General features: G+C 37.3%; 16 protein-coding genes. 8 read left to right on the top strand and 8 right to left on the bottom strand.

Going from position 1 to position 18836, the window contains the following annotated elements; all coding sequences use genetic code 11:
• Positions 1-68 precede the first annotated feature (68 nt).
• Complete coding sequence (locus tag L6469_RS13455) at positions 69-515, bottom strand: cupin domain-containing protein (RefSeq protein ID WP_006281128.1); 447 nt, start codon at positions 513-515, stop codon at positions 69-71.
• Positions 516-754: 239 nt separating this feature from the next.
• Here L6469_RS13455 and L6469_RS13450 point away from each other — a divergent pair, with 239 nt between their 5' ends.
• The 7 genes from L6469_RS13450 (at position 755) to L6469_RS13420 (ending at position 5937) form a co-directional block, all read left to right on the top strand.
• A complete protein-coding gene (locus tag L6469_RS13450) occupies positions 755-1123 on the top strand; it encodes a winged helix-turn-helix transcriptional regulator (protein WP_074549999.1) in 369 nt (122 codons plus the stop codon).
• A gap of 16 nt (positions 1124-1139) precedes the next feature.
• A complete protein-coding gene (locus L6469_RS13445) occupies positions 1140-2018 on the top strand; it encodes a DMT family transporter (RefSeq protein WP_223918716.1) in 879 nt (292 codons plus the stop codon).
• A gap of 715 nt (positions 2019-2733) precedes the next feature.
• Positions 2734-3225 carry a hypothetical protein gene (locus tag L6469_RS13440; protein ID WP_143067236.1) on the top strand — a complete coding sequence of 164 codons (492 nt, stop codon included), beginning with the start codon at positions 2734-2736 and terminating at the stop codon, positions 3223-3225.
• A gap of 86 nt (positions 3226-3311) precedes the next feature.
• Complete coding sequence (locus tag L6469_RS13435) at positions 3312-3935, top strand: hypothetical protein (protein WP_006283868.1); 624 nt, start codon at positions 3312-3314, stop codon at positions 3933-3935.
• Positions 3936-4057: 122 nt separating this feature from the next.
• Positions 4058-4564: a hypothetical protein gene (locus L6469_RS13430; RefSeq protein ID WP_039871359.1), complete on the top strand. Its 507-nt coding sequence runs from the start codon at positions 4058-4060 to the stop codon at positions 4562-4564.
• Between the two features lie 96 nt (positions 4565-4660).
• Complete coding sequence (locus L6469_RS13425; RefSeq protein ID WP_006283870.1) at positions 4661-5365, top strand: hypothetical protein; 705 nt, start codon at positions 4661-4663, stop codon at positions 5363-5365.
• A 158-nt stretch (positions 5366-5523) separates the two neighbouring features.
• Positions 5524-5937, top strand: a complete 414-nt coding sequence (locus L6469_RS13420) for a hypothetical protein (protein ID WP_039871361.1) — start codon at positions 5524-5526, stop codon at positions 5935-5937.
• Between the two features lie 155 nt (positions 5938-6092).
• Here L6469_RS13420 and L6469_RS13415 read toward each other — a convergent pair whose 3' ends face one another.
• The 7 genes from L6469_RS13415 to L6469_RS13385 form a co-directional block, all read right to left on the bottom strand.
• Positions 6093-6755, bottom strand: a complete 663-nt coding sequence (locus tag L6469_RS13415) for an ABC transporter ATP-binding protein (RefSeq protein ID WP_006283872.1) — start codon at positions 6753-6755, stop codon at positions 6093-6095.
• A 1195-nt stretch (positions 6756-7950) separates the two neighbouring features.
• Entirely contained in the window at positions 7951-9321 is a 1371-nt protein-coding gene (locus L6469_RS13410; RefSeq protein ID WP_006283877.1) for a TlpA family protein disulfide reductase, read from the bottom strand.
• 7 nt (positions 9322-9328) lie between these two features.
• Positions 9329-10351 (bottom strand): thioredoxin-like domain-containing protein, encoded by a 1023-nt coding sequence (locus L6469_RS13405; protein ID WP_006283879.1) that lies wholly within the window; start codon positions 10349-10351, stop codon positions 9329-9331.
• A gap of 2 nt (positions 10352-10353) precedes the next feature.
• Positions 10354-11244, bottom strand: coding sequence for a hypothetical protein (locus tag L6469_RS13400; protein WP_006283880.1), 891 nt, complete (start codon positions 11242-11244; stop codon positions 10354-10356).
• A gap of 12 nt (positions 11245-11256) precedes the next feature.
• Entirely contained in the window at positions 11257-12897 is a 1641-nt protein-coding gene (locus L6469_RS13395) for a RagB/SusD family nutrient uptake outer membrane protein (protein WP_006283881.1), read from the bottom strand.
• Positions 12898-12917: 20 nt separating this feature from the next.
• The gene (locus tag L6469_RS13390) at positions 12918-16259 is read right to left on the bottom strand and encodes a SusC/RagA family TonB-linked outer membrane protein (protein ID WP_223918717.1); all 3342 of its coding nucleotides are present in this window, start codon (positions 16257-16259) and stop codon (positions 12918-12920) included.
• 159 nt (positions 16260-16418) lie between these two features.
• Complete coding sequence (locus L6469_RS13385) at positions 16419-17327, bottom strand: AraC family transcriptional regulator (RefSeq protein ID WP_006281698.1); 909 nt, start codon at positions 17325-17327, stop codon at positions 16419-16421.
• Positions 17328-17461: 134 nt separating this feature from the next.
• Between L6469_RS13385 and L6469_RS13380 the strand changes: the two genes are divergently transcribed.
• Positions 17462-18835 carry a sugar porter family MFS transporter gene (locus L6469_RS13380; RefSeq protein WP_006281697.1) on the top strand — a complete coding sequence of 458 codons (1374 nt, stop codon included), beginning with the start codon at positions 17462-17464 and terminating at the stop codon, positions 18833-18835.
• Position 18836 lies beyond the last annotated feature (1 nt).

Here is an 18836-nt window from a genome sequence, read left to right as displayed (position 1 = left end):
TAACTAAGTCAACCTATCATTTCTGTTGAATGATGCACTCCAAAAGGAAGGAGTGCATCATCGGTTTATTACCATTTCAATTCATCCTTCAAGATGACGCCATCGGTAGCATCTTCTGCAGTAAAAGTATTACCTTTATACTGTACGCAGAGCATAATCATTTCTTCAGAACCCGTGTTCTTGATAGCACGCTTTCCCTCAGGAGAAACTCGGATAATGCTTCCTTCAGATACAGGGATGTTTTCACCGTCTACTTGATAGAGACCTTCACCCTTGAGAATGAAGTAAAGTTCCTCATGGTTTTTATGAGTATGAAGAAAACCATTATCGTGTCCAGGAGCAAATGATTGGAATGAAAGTTCGCTGCCTGTTGTTCCCAGTGCCTGACCGATAAATACCTTGCCAGGAATCTGAATATCTCCCAATGGAAGAACATAATCTTTAATCTCGTTGAGATTGCCGACATTTACTGCTGTAAAATTCTTACCTGTTTTTGTAGTCTTTACTGATTTCATTTTCTTTATCTTTTTAATTGTTATATGTGTTAAACTCTAATTTTCGGTTGCAAAGTTATTGTGATTCAATAAATTATACAAGTAGGCACACTTTTGTAAGTCGGTTACTTTAAGGTAACTAATGTCTGAATACAAGGGAAACGCAATCATAGTTTTACATAGTTTAACATATATACTTTCTTGCTGAGTAATTTAATAGTTACTTTTGTGCAGTAATATAACAAAAAGAAAATATAGGAATGAACAGAACCGAAGTTAGAGATGCGTTATTTCCAAATTGTCCTATCCGTAATGTGCTGACACGCATAGGTGATAAATGGTCATTATTGGTACTTTTCACGATGGAGCGCAATGGCAATCAGCGCTTCAAGGAGTTGCAGCGCAATATCCCTGATATCTCACAAAAGATGCTTACAGCTACTCTTAAAACGCTTGAAGCAGACGGATTGGTATTACGTAAAGCTTATCCGGAAGTTCCACCACGAGTAGAGTACACTTTAACAGATAAAGGTAAGAGTTTATTGCCTCATATCGATAGTCTTATTGGCTGGGCTCTTGACAATATGAATGACATTATGGAAAATAGAAAGAATTATCTCTTAAAATAAAAGGTGTGCCGATAATATGATGAAAAAAGAAAACAAACTTGAATATTATATTTCAGCCCATTTAGCTGTTTTATTAGGTGGTTTTACAGGCTTGTTTGGCAAATTGGTAACCCTTAATGAAGTTGACATCGCGTGGTATCGCATGGCTTTTGCCACCATTTTTCTCATGGTAATTGCAGGAATCCCAAAGATATCAGCCACGAAATTACTCAGATTAGCCGGCGTGGGTTCTTTATTAGGACTGCATTGGATATTATTTTATGCATCCATCAAGATGTCGAATATTTCCATAGGTGTAATCTGTTATTCTCTCGTAGGATTTTGTACGGCCATCATAGAACCATGGGTATATCATAAGAAGATATCGGTTACAGAGCTATTTTATTCGATGCTCACCATGGCTGGTCTATTACTTATCTTCTCTTTCGATTCGCGTTATCGTGCAGGTATTGCAGTGGGAGCCGTCTCAGCGGTTGTAGCTTCGCTTTATGGTGTACTTAATAAGAAGGAGAGTGAGGGAGTGAAGGGTAGAACGTCATTGTTTTATCAGATGAGTGGCGGTGTTACTATTTTATCGGCTATCATACCGCTTTACCTATATTTCTTTCCAAGTACACAATCTGTTGTCGTTATACCAGAAGGAAGTAATTTGTGGTGGTTGTTAAGTTTAGCATTGTTTTGTACAGTAGGAGAGTATTTATTAGTTATCAAGTCTCTTCGCGGCTTATCTGCTTTTACCATGAACTTAAGTTTTAATCTTGAGCCCGTATACAGTATCATCATCGCCTTCCTATTTTTTGGTGAAGGTCGCGAATTAAACTTTTCCTTTTATGTCGGAATAGCATTGATTGTACTGAGTGTGATATTGCAAACGATGCGATCGAAACATAAATAGGGGAGATTGAAATCTCCCCCCAACAAAAACCTCCGTTAATTTCTTGCATTTCAGACGGTGTCTTACTCATCAGACAAGCCTTCGCTGTCGGCTAATTGACTCCGCCCATGTGTTTACAGTGCTTGAAATGTTAAAAATGCACTTTCTGCAGAAATTTTCTTCGATTTTCTTGACAATTTCATTTTGATACTTTATCTTTGCGATATAATAGTAAAAGATCTTGGAGTATGGAATACCTGTAGACTATTTTGCTATATGCCTTGTACATGTCGCATATCCTTCCGATTCGTGGCGTTTGACTTTTCGGTTGGTCTATCACAATTCCAATTTTTTCTTCCCCATAGTACCTTTTTGCCTTTATACTGGATATTACCAAAATATCCTTTATAAGTTTAATTTCTTATTAACGTAAATGTTTTATAAGTATCCATTTAATAGCTAACTAAAATTATAAACCGATGAAAAACAAAGCCATTTTATCTATACTGCTATTTGTCTTTACATATACTAAGGCAGAGGGACAGACGATTGTTTACACATATTCAATGTCTCGGTAAATGGAAATGGACAGGCTTTTCCCGTAGAGAAAAAATGGTAAGTTTTTTCATAATATTTTAAATTTAAAGGAATGTATAAAGTTATATTTTTCTTAATATCGATAACTCTCTTATGTCTTTCATGTAACAATGAAGGCTATAAGGAGACAGACAGGTACATGGAGATAGACAATCAAGATTTGAAAAGGGAACTGGCTTTTTATGTTGACTCCTTGGATTCCATTCATAAAGGCGAGGACTATGTCATAAGAGTATATTGTCGGGATATCAGCAACATTCTGAAGCGATATACAATATCCGATGAGATTGATTATGATTCGTGGAATAGATGTCCATATAATTTTAAAAGCAAAGTTCATGGTAAGGACATCTTGTTTGTGATGTGGACGGTGGATCCGAGACAATCGCTGGCTATGAGCCCCGTTTTCAAATTAGATGACAAAAGCTTTGGCAAGGAGGTAAAGAAATACTTTCCAAAAATATACAAGAAATATGGCTTGAAAGATTCACGTTATCCTCAGATAATATACGAGCCAGACTTGATATATCTTACTTTCTTAGGGAATAAGCTCATTGGAAAATATAGAAGTAGAGGACTGCCTGGAGAACATGTTCCCGTCAACATTAATAAAAAAATAATATATATGTGACATCAATCAATCATTGGTTTCATCACTGGTGTATGGGGAAGATATAATCATAAATTCAGAATTAAATAATAAACCAATAAGTTTCTATGAAAAAAATATTGTATTTTTTAATTGTCTTCGTATTGATTGTAGTATGTGCCAAAGGACAGAATACAGAAAATCTCAATACCCTTCGTGATAGTTTAGCCAAAATGGTCCTTTGGGGGACTCTGCGTAACGACACGACAATGCTCGAAAGAGCATTGAAACTTTCAGACTTCTTACTTAGTATTGATACTACGAACATCGGTAAGAGGCATTGTTATCATCACCGTTCCATGATTTTCTTTTCTTTGGGACACATGGATGAGGCTATGGCCAACGCTGAACATGCAGTTTTGACCCTTCAAGCAAATAATCCGTTACGGCTTATCTTTATGTCGGCAAAATACTTAAGGGAACATAATAAAGACTCGGCTGCTTATTACATTGAAAAGACAATTGCTGTTTGTGACAGTTCATTGAATGAAGAGTATAACGAAGATATGGCTATTAATAAGATTAAGGCAATTTATCTGCGCGATGGAGAGAAGAAAGCAAAGATTTATTTGTCAGAACTATTAAGGACACATCCAAGCCCATTGCTAAAATTATTTGACGAAGACTGGGATGAATGGGTTCGCATGAATAATGAGGAATTAAAACTGATGAATATTAAGATCTTGAGATAGAAATGGTATGTTGAAAAGCATACTTAGTATTCTATTTAGACCTTTGGAATAAGGGGAAGCCTGGTTCTGGAATATATAAGTCAGAAGAAGTTTTGTTTTGGTATATAAAGTAGTTTAACATTATGAGAAAAGTATTTCTAATTATTTACATGATAGTATTTGCCAATTACGCTAATAATATATTAGCGGGCAACGGTGATAAAGCATGGATTTCGGAGCGGTTTGCACTTCAAATCATAAATAAGAAGAGCCTACAAAGCAAGTATATCTTCCCTATTGAAGGTTTTGAATTACATAATGGATGCTTATATGTCCTTACTTATGGTGGAGAGATGCAACCTGTCATGACAAAAGCAACTAAAGAAGGGATGCTTATATCTAACTTCCAATATACAATCAATTTATATTCTTGGCCAAAATATCAAATTGAAAAATACAGTAAGTCCAAAGTATATTATCAATATGTAGGAGATAAGATTAAAGTAGAAATAAGAACAGGGGAATATACAGAGCATTTATTTTTTACAAGTAATGTGCATGGAAACAGGTTTGGGAACTTACTTGAATTCAAAGGATGGCTATTGGATTTTTTATTGCCAACGATTAGCTTTGGATCACCAAGCACGTAAACCAAGTATATCAATTGGCTCCAATCTTATCGGACAGTAATAATAAAAAAATAGTGTCTAACAAATTCTTTGACTTTCACATATTCTTAAATTAAGATGAATAAACTCAATATATTATATATGCTTATCTCTACGATATTTACATTTGTTTCTTGTACCCGTGTCAAAAACAAAGACTTGAAAGTAAATATTCTTGCTCTGACTGAATCTGAAAGTGTCTATTTCATTCAGAAAGCAGATACAATAGAAAATAAATGTTATATTGTTACAGGAGATAACGATAAAATAAGTATAACTGTACCATATTGTACTAATTATATTATTGATGATTTAAAGAGAAAGGGCAAGGGCCTTTCAGCTTTTCCAATATCCCAAAGACAGAGGGGGTATAAAGAAACTTTGCAAGAAATGAATACATGTTTAAAAGTTATTTTAAGCAAGTATTCAAAAGAAAAAAACATCAACATACATTGTGATCTGTCTGATTTTAGTGATATTGCCATCATTGTTTCGCAATGCCTCCCAGAATATAAGTGTAAGAATAAATCTCAGATAGAAGAGTGTATAAACCATACTACATTAGCAGCAGATTTGACCGCAATATTGGGAATGTATAATATGAGCGTACAATCCATATCATTAGACTTAGAAGCAAAAGGTATTTATATGAATAAGGAATTATTTTTATCAAATCGCACTACATCTATTAAGGATATACCTCAAAAAATTCTTGCTGTTCCAATCAAAATAAATATCGTAAATAATCAAAGTGGTATAAATAGAATAACGAAGAAACAATGAACTGTAAAAGGAAAACGAATAAATTCGGTTCATCCGACAAATATCAGTTAGTGATGATATGAGAGGATAACAAAAAAATGGTTGTTTTTTTAAAAAAAACAACCATTTTTTGTTGAGATTTCAATTTTTTTTATTCCTTTGTAATAAATAACTATATCATGAAATCTTTACAAGATACTCAATACATAAAGAATAAACGAAAGAAGTTAAAATTAATTTATGGTTTCATTGCATTTCTTCTTTTAATATTGTGCGTATTATTAAGTTATGTATATCGCCCTTATGTTTATTCTCATCACATAAACGATTATCATATAGCTGATTGCTACACAAGTTTTTTGGGTGTTCCCATTATCGTATTTTTGACACAAGCTTTACGAAAAGAAAAATGGAGTATACCTACTAATATTTTTTATGCCACAGTTTTTTTGATAGGGTGGGAAATCGTTGATGGTTTTTTAGCAAAGCAATATGATTGGATAGATATTATAGCTTGTATTTTTAGTGGAGTAATACTATATGTGATTCATCGAATAACTTGTTTTAAAAGTATTCATGAATACGATGGCTGAAAATATAAAACATTACAGATAAATATAGCCAGAAATGGCTGTATTTATCTGTAACAGTAATTTAATATATATGTTTATTCATTTGAATAGTCAGCTTTTAGATGCAGTTCATAAGAGTTTCTGACATTCTTCAAAATTTAACATTATTACATGAATTATATGATCACATTCACTTGTTCTAGCAAATCCTTTTCAATTTGATCAGGAGAAATATTTCCGGAGTAGGTTTTTATGATTTTTCCGTTGTGAATATAAAAAATGACATCGCAAATATCAGTTAGCGATGATATGATATGAGAGGATAAGACAACTGTTTTTTGCTGAGCACCTATTTTTTTCAACCATTTTTTCAAGACAACTACACCTGTTAAATCTAAGCCATTAAAAGGTTCATCTAAAATATATAGATTGCTATCTCTTAGCATCATGATCATAAGCATGAGTCGTTTTTTCATACCCAAAGAATATTTTGTAGGAAAACGATTTAACGGTAATTTGAAAATCTGGTTCAGATGGTCTATATCTTGCTGGGTATATTTTATTTTTCCAGCTTCCAGGCAAAATTTTACAAATTCATTGCCAGTAATTAGTGGATAAAAATATAAAGTGTCAGAGAGAAATCCGATGTCTGTGCTGGAAGGAATTATAATTTCTCCTTCGTATTTTTCGAGACCAGATAAACATCGAAAGAGAGTACTTTTCCCAGCTCCGTTTTCGCCCATAAAGCCATAAATTTTTCCAGGTTCTAATGTTAACGAAATATCTTCGATAACATATGAGGTATCGTATTTTTTCTTAATGTGTTTCAACTCTATCATAAAAATCTTTATATTTTAATTGGATATATTTGATAAATATGAGTGATATTATGCATGAGATCACTATTATAGATAAGTATTTTAGTGCAGCTACATTCACTGAAAATAAAGTGGTAAGAAGAATAATTGAAATGAAATCATTTCCTATGTATATATATCTTAGACAATTTGCTTCAAAGAGGAAAATAATGGATATCAATAGGAGTATAATACATGAAAAGAAATAATTAGGTTGATAAAATAAGGATATAATAAGAAATGGAAATAACAATACTATACTATTTCCTACAGAATATTTTAGTTTATTGAATATAATTCTATTAGCAGATTTGTACAAAAGTAAGTGTTGTTTTTCTGGTTTCTGAAATAAAGTGATTCCCAGTAAGTATATAAATGTCAGAACACTTACCAGAAAGATCTTATTATTTTCGTAGATTAAACCTATAAAAGAAGCACATATACATAGAATGTATGGTACGATTAATATTCTTAAGCTATTTTGATATTCATAGCTTCCTTTTAAAAGTAAAGGGTGTGTAAATAACTTTAGATGAATATGCCAATTAGGAAAGAATGAAGGGATAAAAGCAAGTAATAAGCATAATATAGCAGTTAGTAGGGAATCTTTTAAAATACAAATGATAGAAAATGGTATTAAGATGATAAGGTAATCTATGCAAAATAACCATTTTGTTTTTTTCCTATATATTTCTTTTACAATTCTTTTATCCCCTCGTTTAATATGTAAACTCAATATTAGTGAAAATGCTATAGCGATTATTTCTATTGGAGATAGTTTTGAGACAACATATAGAAAAATCGCTAGCAAAAAAAATATTAAAATCGAGATTATGCCAACAGCTTGGCATAATCTCGATAGTATCTTTACATGTAACTGTAAATAGTTAACCATATTATTCAATATTCAAATATAATATAGCAGATAATGAGAAACTGTATAATTGCTATCACGATTCATATTATGGTATCTTTTAGCGATAAAAGAAGTCTTATTATTTATTCATATCACGTAATAGTTTCACAAACATTAAAACAATAATTAAAAATCCTACACCCATTTCAAGAATATAGGGTGTTGACATAAATTTGTTGTTGTTTGCACTTATAATCAAAATTACTACGAATATATATAATATATATGTTGGAATATTAAAGATCTTCTTCATTTCTAGCACTATTGGAGAGCAGCATCGAGTTTTTCTTTGAATTTTTCGTCTGATGGTCTGAACGCATCTGCATCGTTTATTGTTCCATCGGCATTGATGAGTAGAAAGCGTGGTATTGACATTACACCGAATGTTTTTGATATCATCTTATTTTCTTCAGCATTGGCTATGAATTGTGGCCATTGAAGTTTCTCTTTGGCAATTCTGTTTTTCCATGCCTTCATGTTTTCATCAAGACTGATGCTGATAAATTCAACCTTGTTGTTTCCTTGATATTCCTCTATGTGCTTGGCGAGTTTAGGAATCTCCATGGCACATGGTCCGCACCATGTAGCCCATAAATCGATATATACCAATTTGCCTTTGAATTCACTCAAGTGATGTTTGTTTCCTTCAGCATCAGAGAAAGTGATATCCGGACATTTCATACCTGCTTTCGTGTTTTTCTTGGCATCAACAATATATTGAAACCGTTCGATGATAGAATGGTCTACTTTTTCCTTAGCTACCTGCCAGAAAGCGTCTATATTGAAAGGTGTGGTTGTGCCCAACATATTGTTGATGATACCTTCCATGAGTAAATCGCGAATCTTCTTGTTGGTTACATACTTGTCAACCGTGTTGATATACCCGATGCCGTAGTTTTCGGCAGACATATCCTTCGTTATTCGTTCTGGGAAATGAGCATAGATAAATGATGTTATAAGGTCATTGCTGAGGCTCAGAGTATCGTTAGGGTCAATCTCTGCTACAAGCTGCATCACTCTGTTGTCTTCTCTTGGGTCACGATGGGTTAAGTAATCCTCATTTTCAAGGAGCGAGAGTCGATTTTTCAGATATGCCTTTTCGATGTCTACCAAGTTTTGCTCAACATCCTCCTTATTCTTGAGTTTTTTAGCCAAAATGACCAATCGCTTATATTGCTCATCAAGCTTATTTGAAGCTTCTGTGCTCTTTTTCTTGATATCTGCAGGACTAGTCTCCTCATTATAATCCATCACTGGTGAGAATTTTGTATATTCGGTAAATAGTTCTGCCATATCAGCATTAGCCCCAGACAGTTTTCCTATCACTTTGCCCGTTTTGTTACGTTCCAGTTTTAGTTTTTGTGTCTTTTTAGGTTCACACACCATTACATACATGGTTCCATCTTGCAGTATTAGCGTTGTATTCGCCTTTTCTTTTATGGTATTGCAGCTATATGTAGCCACTCCCTTTGCATTGAAGGCTAATTGGGTGTATTCGCCATTAGGTGTTGTAAACAAATGATTGCTTGTTATTGTGGTATCTGCTGTCTCAACAATGATTTGTTGGGCATTTACAGGCAGAATCATCATCATGCCTGTAAATGCCAATATACTTTTCAGTTTCGTATTCATTCTCGTTTTATAAATGCTGTTTCAATATTTCTTTAATTTCCTCTACGCTTTGTGGTGATTTCATCACCTTTCCGTTGGGAGCAATCAATACAAAATAAGGTACACCGTTTCCTATCTGATATTTAGTAAACAGATCTTTGTATCCTTGATTTGTGGTGCGATACTGTTGCCATATCTGTGGATGTTTGGCCATAGCTTTTCGCCATGCTTCTTCCTTCACGTCAATGGAAAGATCTATGATAGTAAAGTTATCTTGGTATGCTTTGCCGATAGCTTCCAATTTAGGGAAGGCTGCAAGACATTGTCCACACCAGCTTGCCCAAAAGTCAATAAGAACAAATTTTCCATTCTGTGGCACGACATCTTTGAGATGAGTAATCTTGTTGTTCGTGTCGTATATTTCCAGATCTATCAGCTCTGCCCCTACAGTAGTTTTCCTGGCAAATTCCACACGCCATTTGAATTCTTCAAAACGAGAAGGGTCATCTGGTACAGCTTTTATGGCCTGAGCCAAACGTTCCACTTCATTTTTTTGCAAACCATATCCACGTTTCAGCATATTATTTACGAGCATGGCAGAAACAATAGATGTGGGATGTGTCTGAATGAATGACCACGCCAAAGTATCGTTATACAGCCATTCTCCCATGGCCTGTAGCTCGTCAAAATCACTTTGTATTTGCGTTCCGTGTATTTTCAGATCCTTGTCAACTGTAATCTCGTCATTTGAAATGAACATATCAATATAGTTCCAATGAATAGAATCATCAGGCCAATGATTTTGAGCTACCAAATCAAGATTATTGGTAGTCAACATGCCCTTAACAGGTCGTTTTACACTTCCTTTCAGCGTAAAATGGCCGTTTTTTACTACAGTTGTAGCACACTCTGTGATAGAGTCTTCATTCTCGCCAATACCAACTACCGTTCCATCGGGTAGTGAGGGAACATATCCTTGGATAACAAAGCCCTTTTGGGCGTAGCTGCTAATCGTTAATGTAGCAAGTAGCAGTAATAATATTTTCTTCATACTTATTTTATATAACCTAATTCTGTGATGATTTGTTTCATCAATTTATATTTGCTGATGATATCAGGATACTCTGTATATTTTTCTTCTACTTCTTCTAACGTAGTATTCATAGCCAAGTTAATAAACGCTTTTACGTCCTCGTCAAGAGTAGGGTAGGCAGTCCACCATACTCCCCAGATGTCCTGATGGGGTGCGATAAAACTCTTGGCATTTTGCAGAGGCATACCATCTTCTTCGCCCTCAACCCATCCTTCCATCCATACGCCATAGTACTTCTTACCATAGCTTGTGAACGCATTGAAGGTTTCTATAGTTTGATGTGAGATGATGTTGGCCAAGATTTCGATGATCAACTCTTTGGAGTAATCGTTTTTCTCGCTTTCACCCATTTCTGTTATAGCACTCATGGCTATGGCAGTAGCTCTGACACCCACGACAAACGATGGATTTGTGATTCCATCGTCAGGCTCCCGTAGTTGGCCATCTTCATACTTGAAGTGGTTGATGTTATTGACAAGAAGAAAAGAGAAGGGACGCAATTTCTTTCCTAAATGTGGAAGAAGATACTGCTCTACAAATTGTATTGCAAGGTGCTTTTCTTCTATTGTCGTAAGATAATCATACGTGTAAGCATTGTTATTCTCAGAAGCTGTCATCATATATCCTAGATCAAGCAGTTCGCCTGTATTTAAGGTGTCAGTGAAAAGCAGATAACAGCTGTTTTTAGAATAGAATTCCTTACGTAGCAAACTCTCTTCGTCATCGGCATTATCATCGGTGATAAATGGATTTGTATCGGCGTTGCTAGGCTGTAACGGGTCTTCACTCTCGCAGGCTGTGAAACACATGGCAGCAGCAAAAAGCCATATTGTAGCTAATATTTTATTCATAAACTTTTTCCTTTATAGAGTTATGGTGGTGTATGTACGTTCTCCACGAGTATTCTGTGGCATTCCAACGTTATAGTCTATAACGCTTTGTGGCAGTGGCAATACCCATCCCCAGTCGTCAGCCGAAAGCTTGAATGTACACATAGATTTAATCACATCCGATTGACGATCTTCATAATAATAATAGTGATGAGTGATTTCCGTCTTCTGCTGATATTTTGTATTTACGGCATAGCGGCGAAGGTCAAACCAGCGGTGACCTTCGAGTAACAGTTCTCGTTCACGTTCATCTCTGATATCTTCTATCAGTTTGTTGCCTGTAGAAGTAATTTCGTAATCAGCTCCATCGGTGAAGCGATATTTTCTAAGGGTGTTCACCGCGTTGCGTGCTTCTGTTTCTTTGCCCATGTAAGCCATAGCCTCAGCAAGGTTTAGATAAGCCTCACTGCTTCGGAAGAAGTTTTTATCGCTGACATCATTGAGTTGTTTCTGCAAACCGTAATAATAGCCATTGAAATAATAGTTCACATCATCTTCTGATATTTTCTCTTCGCCGTCTTCTGTTTTTAAGGCATTGGTATTGGCAGGATGTTTCTTGTAGCCATGGAATTTGCCATTTGTCCAGATATACTGAGTTTTGCGCAAATCGTCATCACCATACATGTCATAAATATGCTGACTGATAGTAAATGATTTCGCTTCATTCATAGTATATTCCATAACACTATTGCTACCCATGCTGAATATAAGCTCTGGCGAGGTCTGTGAGATGATACCTGATGTATGACTCATGACTTTAAGATTAGCCAATGAAGGATGCTCGTTAATGGTCTTTTGAGCGTATTCAGCAGCTTTCTCCCAGTTTTGCATGTAAAGATATACTCGGCTTAAAAGCAAATGTACGGCAGTAGTGCTGGCACGATATTTGGAAGTCTGTGTACCATATTCTTCCAGTTCCTTTTCAGACGAGAGCAGGTCGCTGAGAATCAGGTCATAACATTCCTGCACCGTATTGCGACTGAAAAATCGGTCTTCCACCTCCTGAGAGGTTTTGATAGGTACAGCTAAGTCTGTGGAAGCTGTTGCGGGGTCGTATGCTTTTCCATAGAAATTGGTAAGCATAAAGTAGTAGTATGCTCTCAGGAAGTGGGCCTCTCCACATACCTTGAGCTTGCCTTTACGCTGCTCTTCTGTGTTGTCGTCCAATGTCTTTGCACTCTCTATTACATTGTTGGCCACATTGATAAGTCTGTAGTATTCAGCCCAACTGTCATTTTCTTTGTTAAATCCAGTGTATGTATCATTCTGTCCACTACGTGCCTGCCATGTATAATAACCAAACACACGTTCTTTGCCGTCATACTCCATGCTTCCTTTTTCGTGACTTGGACCATCGTATTCGTCAAGTTCGTCGGCCAGGAAATGAATAAAGTATTGATTATCGTTTGTTGTACTCAGCAAATCAGCAGATATGATGTTCTGATAGCAAGAACCTATCAGCAGTTCGTCAAGATCTCGCCATGATCGCACATAGTCTGTGTCTTGAGAATATTCCTTCAGAAAGTCGCCACATGAAGTCAATAGCAGAAGGGCAAGTGGAATAATACCAGTTGCCATGATCTTCTTTCTTATATTTTTATTTATCTTTATCATATTTTTATCTATTCTACGTATTAGAACTGAATATTCACACCGATGGTGTAATATGGGGTATCGCTTAATTGTACTTCGGCAAATCCACTCTGTGTTGGTGTTTGTCCCTTTAGCTTACTGTTACACCAGGTATAAAGGTTGTTTCCTGTGAGCGTTATTGCCAGGCGTTGCAGACCATAGTTGAGGAGTACTTTTACGGGTACTTCGTAGGTAAGACTAAGACTCGTAAGTCTCAGATAATCAGCGTTTACTACGCGTACGTTACTGTAATCGTACATACTCCACGCATCCTTTCCGAACGGTACGCCCTGATAGAAAATCTTCTCTGACCAGTGTGTAGTATAGTCATAAAATCCATATTGATCATGGCTCATGATAGAAGGAATATTGGTGAATTTCTCATCACCAGGTTTCATCCAGCGATTGAGCAAAGCCCTATTCAAGTTATTTTCAGGATAAATATATCCAGGACCGAGGCTTGTTCCTGTACCTTGGTTAAACAAATGGAATAAGCGCACTTTGTTGCCGAGAGAGTAATCCATAAAGATACCCAGACGCCAGTCTTTGTAGGTGAGCGTAGAACTCAAACTGCCAGTTATATCAGGATCTCTTTTTCCACTCAGTTCAAGTACACGTGTAGCGGTTTCATATTTGCTGAGTCCAATCAGTTCATCTTGTCGATCTTTCCAGTCATCAAAGGTAGGACCACCATTTTCAGGATTCAATCCTGCAAAGCGATAGGAGTAAAACACTCCTATAGGTTCACCGTTTACAATGGCTGTACCATTCAGGTAATCGTTTATGTCATAGGCATCCTCTCCGGGAGCAGTGTTCATCTTGTTCATCACCTTAGACAAAGTAGCAGACACCATCCAGTTCCAGTCTGTATTTTGAACAGGTGTTGCTGTGATTGCAAAGTTGTAACCCTTATTGATAATCTGTCCAGAGTTTACGACATAAGAAGTAAAACCATTCACATCCGAGATGGTTTTGTTCATGAATGCGTCATTGGTCTTTTTATAATAATATTCTGCAGACAGCAGCAAGCGACTGTTGAAAAATGCTCCCTCGATACCCATATTGAAAGATTGCGTCTTTTCCCATTTCAGGTCAGGGTTGGCAAACTTATCTACAGTAGAAACCATCTCATCATAGTGTGCGTCGTAGGCTCCTTTGGTAATCGTGAGTTTTGGCGTTTGTCCTTCAAGCATATTTCCTTGGCCACCGTAAGACACCTTATAGGTAAGGGCGTCCAGCCAGTTGGCGTTGATGTGTGCTATTTCCTTCAGATTAGCATTTGCAGACACCGACCATACAGGTAGGATCTTTTCATTACTTCGATCACCGAAGCGGTTAGAGCCATCGTAGCGTGTGTTGGCATTTATGGTGAAATACTGCTTATAGCTATAAGAGGCTGTACCATAAATAGAAGCCAGATTGGTAATGTTATCTGTGATGGTAGGCATATTTCCTGCTAACCAACTCAGATAAGCTGTATACTTCTTTGGGATGGATGTAGTGAATTTACGTCCACGATCGGCATAATAGCCACGCTGTGTAAATTGGTTGCCTTTATATTTACTTGAGCTTGCCTCCATACCGACGGCAATGTTGATGTTGTGCTCTTTATTGGCGCCAAAATCTTTGTTGATGTTTGCCTGTAGGCGGGCAGTCCAGTCATGTAATTCGGTGTTATCCTCTGAAAGTTCACCACCGAAAGGCATTTCAGAGTTTGTTGGTGCAGGTACACCATATTGGCTCATGCGCAAAGCAGCAGCATGAAAACTGCGTTCGCCATACCACCCTTCAATATTGGTGTTCGTTCCGCTATATGCAAATATAGCATTAAAGTTTAACCATTCCTTAGGTACATAGCGTAAGTTGATGGTAGCTTTAAAACCGTTTGTTCTTTGGCTTACATAGCTGTTGTCAAGTTCGTTGAGAAAACTATAGTCGTATGCTCCAGAGCCTACAGAGTTCTTTTTATAATAATAGTAGTTGCCATCCGCATCGTATGCTGGGATAGTACGTGAAGTGTTATAGGCATAGTCAATAGGTGACAGCTCACTTTGGTTATAATGTTTCTTATTGGTATACATAGACAGGTTCAAACTGGCTTGAATCTTATCACTAAGGGTGAAATCCAGGTTGGTAGCTGCTGTATATCGCTTGCCTGTGTTGTTGTTAATTACATCATCGTCACCCGTATAACCTAAAGAAGCATAATAGCGGAATTTGTCGGCACCACCAGAGATATTCACACTATGATCTTGCGAGAAACTATCATGAGTGAGGAGTTTAAACCAATCTGTGTTCTGTGTTTCAGCTTTAGCGACAGCCTGTTCAAATTCTTCACGTGTGTAAACTCCGCTGTAGTATTTTTGCAAAGCATCCTCATAGCCAACATACGACATATCGCTAGGGAAACTGTAATGCATATTGGCAAGTTCTCTTGAAACCTGAGTTCGTTCCTTCGAATTCATCAGGTCTATCTTTGAGTCAGTATATCTTGGGCGTTGACGTAATGTTCCTGTGAAAGAGTAGGAGATGACAGGCTTTCCTGCACGTCCTTTTTTAGTAGTAACAACGATGACACCATTGGCAGCACGTGTTCCATAGAGAGCAGTGGCAGCGGCGTCCTTTAGTACGTCAATACGGTCTATATCCTGTGGGTTAATGCCCGAAATAGCGTTACCAATGCGGTTGACATAGTCAGGGTCGTTGATAACATCCGACTTCAAGTTTACAGGGTCGTTGATAATAATACCATCAACCACCCACAGTGGTTCACGGTTACCAATGAGCGTTGATGTACCACGAATACGAATTTTAGGTGTCGAATTGATTTCTCCACTATTGTTACTCAGTACCAGGTCAGGAATACGACCTTGCAACATTTTATCGACCGACGAAATACCGGCTCTTGCGATATCCTCCATCTTAACGCTTGTAACAGAAGAGGTGAGATTTCTACGGTCAATCTGCTGGTAACCTGTAATGACCACCTCTTCAAGAGTAGCTTTGTCATCCACCATAAAGATGATAACATCATCTTCGCCCGACTTTAAGGTTCGTTTCTGTGTTTTGCAACCAATATAGCTACACGTTATGTTAATCGATTTACCTTTTGCAACCTGTATACTGAATCTGCCGTCATAATCAGATGCCACACCGTTTTTGGAGCCGTCAATGCGGATTGTTACTCCAGGAAGAGGTTGTCCTGTTTCATCCAAAACTTGTCCACTAACTATACCATCATCCTTGGTAGTAGTTACCCCTTGAGGTGTAGAAGCCCATGAAGTGGTAATTGTGGTTGTGCATAAAGAAAGCAGAATTGGTAACATGATTCGCTTCTTACCCATAATGAAAAATCTTTAATTATATTTTATAAGTTCTCTAATAATACTAAATATCTGTGGTATATCCTTGTTTTATTATAAACAGAAATGATATAATGGCTGCAAAAGTACAAATTATAAGTAAAACATGCAAAACTATTATAAATTAATTTCATATTTTTTCTATTTTTCTTGAATGTGCAATCTATAGTCTTTGGGCGACATACCCATTAGTTTGGTAAAGAGGCGAGAAAAATAAAAGCTATCATCAATGCCGACCTTAAAGCTGATTTGGTTTATCTTCATGTTGGTACTCGACAACAGTTGGCAGGCATACTGTATCTTGAGCAGGTTAAAATAGTTGAGTGGGCTGTGACCGGTTTCCTTTTTAAAGAGCATAGAGAAGTGGCTGCTGGAGTAGCCTGTATATTGTGCCATCTGCTGCAACGAGATTTTTTTCTCCAGATTTTCCTTCATGAAATGTACAGAAGCGTTTACGATTTCGTTTTCTGCTACTTTTTCCTTATTTTTCTGATGTATCTCTCTGCTTCTATACTGGCCGAGGTAGCGCATGGAGGCCAGATAATAGTGTAGAAGTGAAGATGAATAGCGCAAATTCTCTCGTGTATAGCCGTTTGCCAATGTGAAATAGATATCTTCAAAGAGATGGTTTCGGTCGTTGATACGAGAATTCATGGCAGGCGTAATACTCTGGGGGGTAGCAGCTCCTTCAGCATAATATGATGCGTGGTTGCCACAAAAATGAATCCAATAGATAGTCCATGGGTGGTTTTCTGATGATGCGTATCTATGAGGTATACCTGCTGGTAAGATAAAGTATTGGTTTGCTCCGACGTCCTGACGTTTGCCTTGCCCTATCTGATACCAGCCTGTTCCCTCTACACAATAGATAAGTACATTCTGCTCGATAGGATCCTCGCGTTCGCGATAATGAAAGTTGGCTACGGGATAATAGCCGATATCTGTAATGTAAAGACTGGACACCAACGGATCTTGCTTTTCCATCTCTATAATCATCTTGGGTAGAACGATACAGCGTTCTCCTGTAAAACCGTCTTTTCGTTTCAACATGGTATTTTTTTCCTTATTTTGCGCAAAAATACCAAGAAATCATAAAATAATCCATGTTTTTATGTTTTTTTTCTATTGTAAAGTGGGTTGATATTTCATACATTTGCAGTCGAATCTAATAACCTATACGAAACATGGAAAAATTAAACCAACGATTTATTTATTTCATCTGTGTTGTAGCTGCTTTTGGAGGTCTACTCTTTGGTTACGATTGGGTGGTTATTGGTGGTGCCAAACCGTTTTATGAGGTTTATTTCGGTATTACCGATAGCGCTGCCGATCAGGGACTGGCCATGACCGTGGCCCTCCTCGGATGTATGATTGGCGCTACATTATGTGGCACGTTAGCTGATCGAATCGGTCGAAAGAATTTACTTATTATATCTTCATTAATATTTTTGTTTTCTGCTATAGCAACAGGTGCTTTTCATACTTTTACAGCATTCCTGGTTGCGCGTTTCTTCGGTGGCATCGGAATTGGTGTTGCCAGTGGTTTGTCACCGATGTATATTGCAGAAGTGGCACCATCGGCTATTCGTGGCCGGTTGGTAAGTCTCAACCAGATGACCATTGTACTAGGTATTCTCTGTGCTCAGATTACGAACTGGCTCATAGCAGATGATATTCCTGGTGGAATAATCACTTTAGAGAGTTGGAATGCTCAAATGTCTTGGCGGTGGATGTTTTGGGCCGCAGCTGTTCCTTCGTTTGCCTTCTTTGTGTTGGCATTGTTTATCCCTGAGAGTCCGAGATGGCTGAGTACCCGCCATGCTACCAAGGCTTTTGCTATCCTTGAGAAAATCGGCGGAAAGGAATATGCGCAGCGCGAGATGGATGCTATCAGGGCTGCCCAAGCTGAGGCCACACAGACGGCAGGACTTGGTATCCTGTTTTCTCAAAAATATAAGTTTGTGCTTGTGCTGGGTATCATCATAGCTGTTTTCCAACAGTGGTGTGGTACTAATGTCATCTTCAATTATGCGCAAGAGATTTTTCAAAGTGCTGGTTATGAGGTAGGCGATGTATTGTTCAATATCGTTGTGACGGGTATCGCCAATGTACTGTTTACGATTCTTGCCATCTTTACGGTGGATAAATGGGGGCGGCGCTCGTTAATGTTATTAGGAGCAGGTGGCTTATGTCTGATTTATGCTATCCTCGGTATATGCTACTATTTCGGAGCAACAGGATTCGGAATGGTCATCCTCGTTGTTGCAGCCATCGCTTGTTATGCGCTGACCTTAGGGCCGTGTACCTGGGTGCTCATCGCCGAACTTTTCCCGAATCGAGTTCGTGCTGTTGCTGTGGCTACTTGCACCTTTATGTTATGGGTAGGCTCATCCACATTGACATATACCTTTCCATTCCTTAATCAGTGTTTGGGTAGTTATGGTACATTCTGGATTTATAGTGGTGTATGTCTGTGTGGTTTCCTGTTTTTCCTGGTCAGATTGCCGGAAACGAAGGATAAATCATTAGAGGAACTGGAGAAGGAATTAGTAAAATAAG

The sequence above is a fragment of the Segatella baroniae B14 genome (assembly GCF_022024235.1).
In the GTDB taxonomy this organism is placed as follows: Bacteria; Bacteroidota; Bacteroidia; order Bacteroidales; family Bacteroidaceae; genus Prevotella; species Prevotella bryantii.
Note: the sequence above shows the minus strand (reverse complement) of the source record. Positions and strands in the feature narration are given on the sequence as shown.

Bases quoted from the DNA above. Each gene is read 5' to 3' on its own strand.
- L6469_RS13455 (WP_006281128.1), bottom strand. From the start codon at position 515: ATGAAATCAGTAAAGACTACAAAAACAGGTAAGAATTTTACAGCAGTA.
- L6469_RS13405 (WP_006283879.1), bottom strand. From the start codon at position 10,351: ATGAAGAAAATATTATTACTGCTACTTGCTACATTAACGATTAGCAGC.
- L6469_RS13440 (WP_143067236.1), top strand. From the start codon at position 2,734: ATGGAGATAGACAATCAAGATTTGAAAAGGGAACTGGCTTTTTATGTT.
- L6469_RS13420 (WP_039871361.1), top strand. From the start codon at position 5,524: ATGAAATCTTTACAAGATACTCAATACATAAAGAATAAACGAAAGAAG.
- L6469_RS13410 (WP_006283877.1), bottom strand. From the start codon at position 9,321: ATGAATACGAAACTGAAAAGTATATTGGCATTTACAGGCATGATGATG.
- L6469_RS13385 (WP_006281698.1), bottom strand. From the start codon at position 17,327: ATGTTGAAACGAAAAGACGGTTTTACAGGAGAACGCTGTATCGTTCTA.
- L6469_RS13415 (WP_006283872.1), bottom strand. From the start codon at position 6,755: ATGATAGAGTTGAAACACATTAAGAAAAAATACGATACCTCATATGTT.
- L6469_RS13445 (WP_223918716.1), top strand. From the start codon at position 1,140: ATGATGAAAAAAGAAAACAAACTTGAATATTATATTTCAGCCCATTTA.
- L6469_RS13450 (WP_074549999.1), top strand. From the start codon at position 755: ATGAACAGAACCGAAGTTAGAGATGCGTTATTTCCAAATTGTCCTATC.
- L6469_RS13395 (WP_006283881.1), bottom strand. From the start codon at position 12,897: ATGATAAAGATAAATAAAAATATAAGAAAGAAGATCATGGCAACTGGT.
- L6469_RS13400 (WP_006283880.1), bottom strand. From the start codon at position 11,244: ATGAATAAAATATTAGCTACAATATGGCTTTTTGCTGCTGCCATGTGT.
- L6469_RS13425 (WP_006283870.1), top strand. From the start codon at position 4,661: ATGAATAAACTCAATATATTATATATGCTTATCTCTACGATATTTACA.
- L6469_RS13390 (WP_223918717.1), bottom strand. From the start codon at position 16,259: ATGGGTAAGAAGCGAATCATGTTACCAATTCTGCTTTCTTTATGCACA.
- L6469_RS13435 (WP_006283868.1), top strand. From the start codon at position 3,312: ATGAAAAAAATATTGTATTTTTTAATTGTCTTCGTATTGATTGTAGTA.
- L6469_RS13380 (WP_006281697.1), top strand. From the start codon at position 17,462: ATGGAAAAATTAAACCAACGATTTATTTATTTCATCTGTGTTGTAGCT.
- L6469_RS13430 (WP_039871359.1), top strand. From the start codon at position 4,058: ATGAGAAAAGTATTTCTAATTATTTACATGATAGTATTTGCCAATTAC.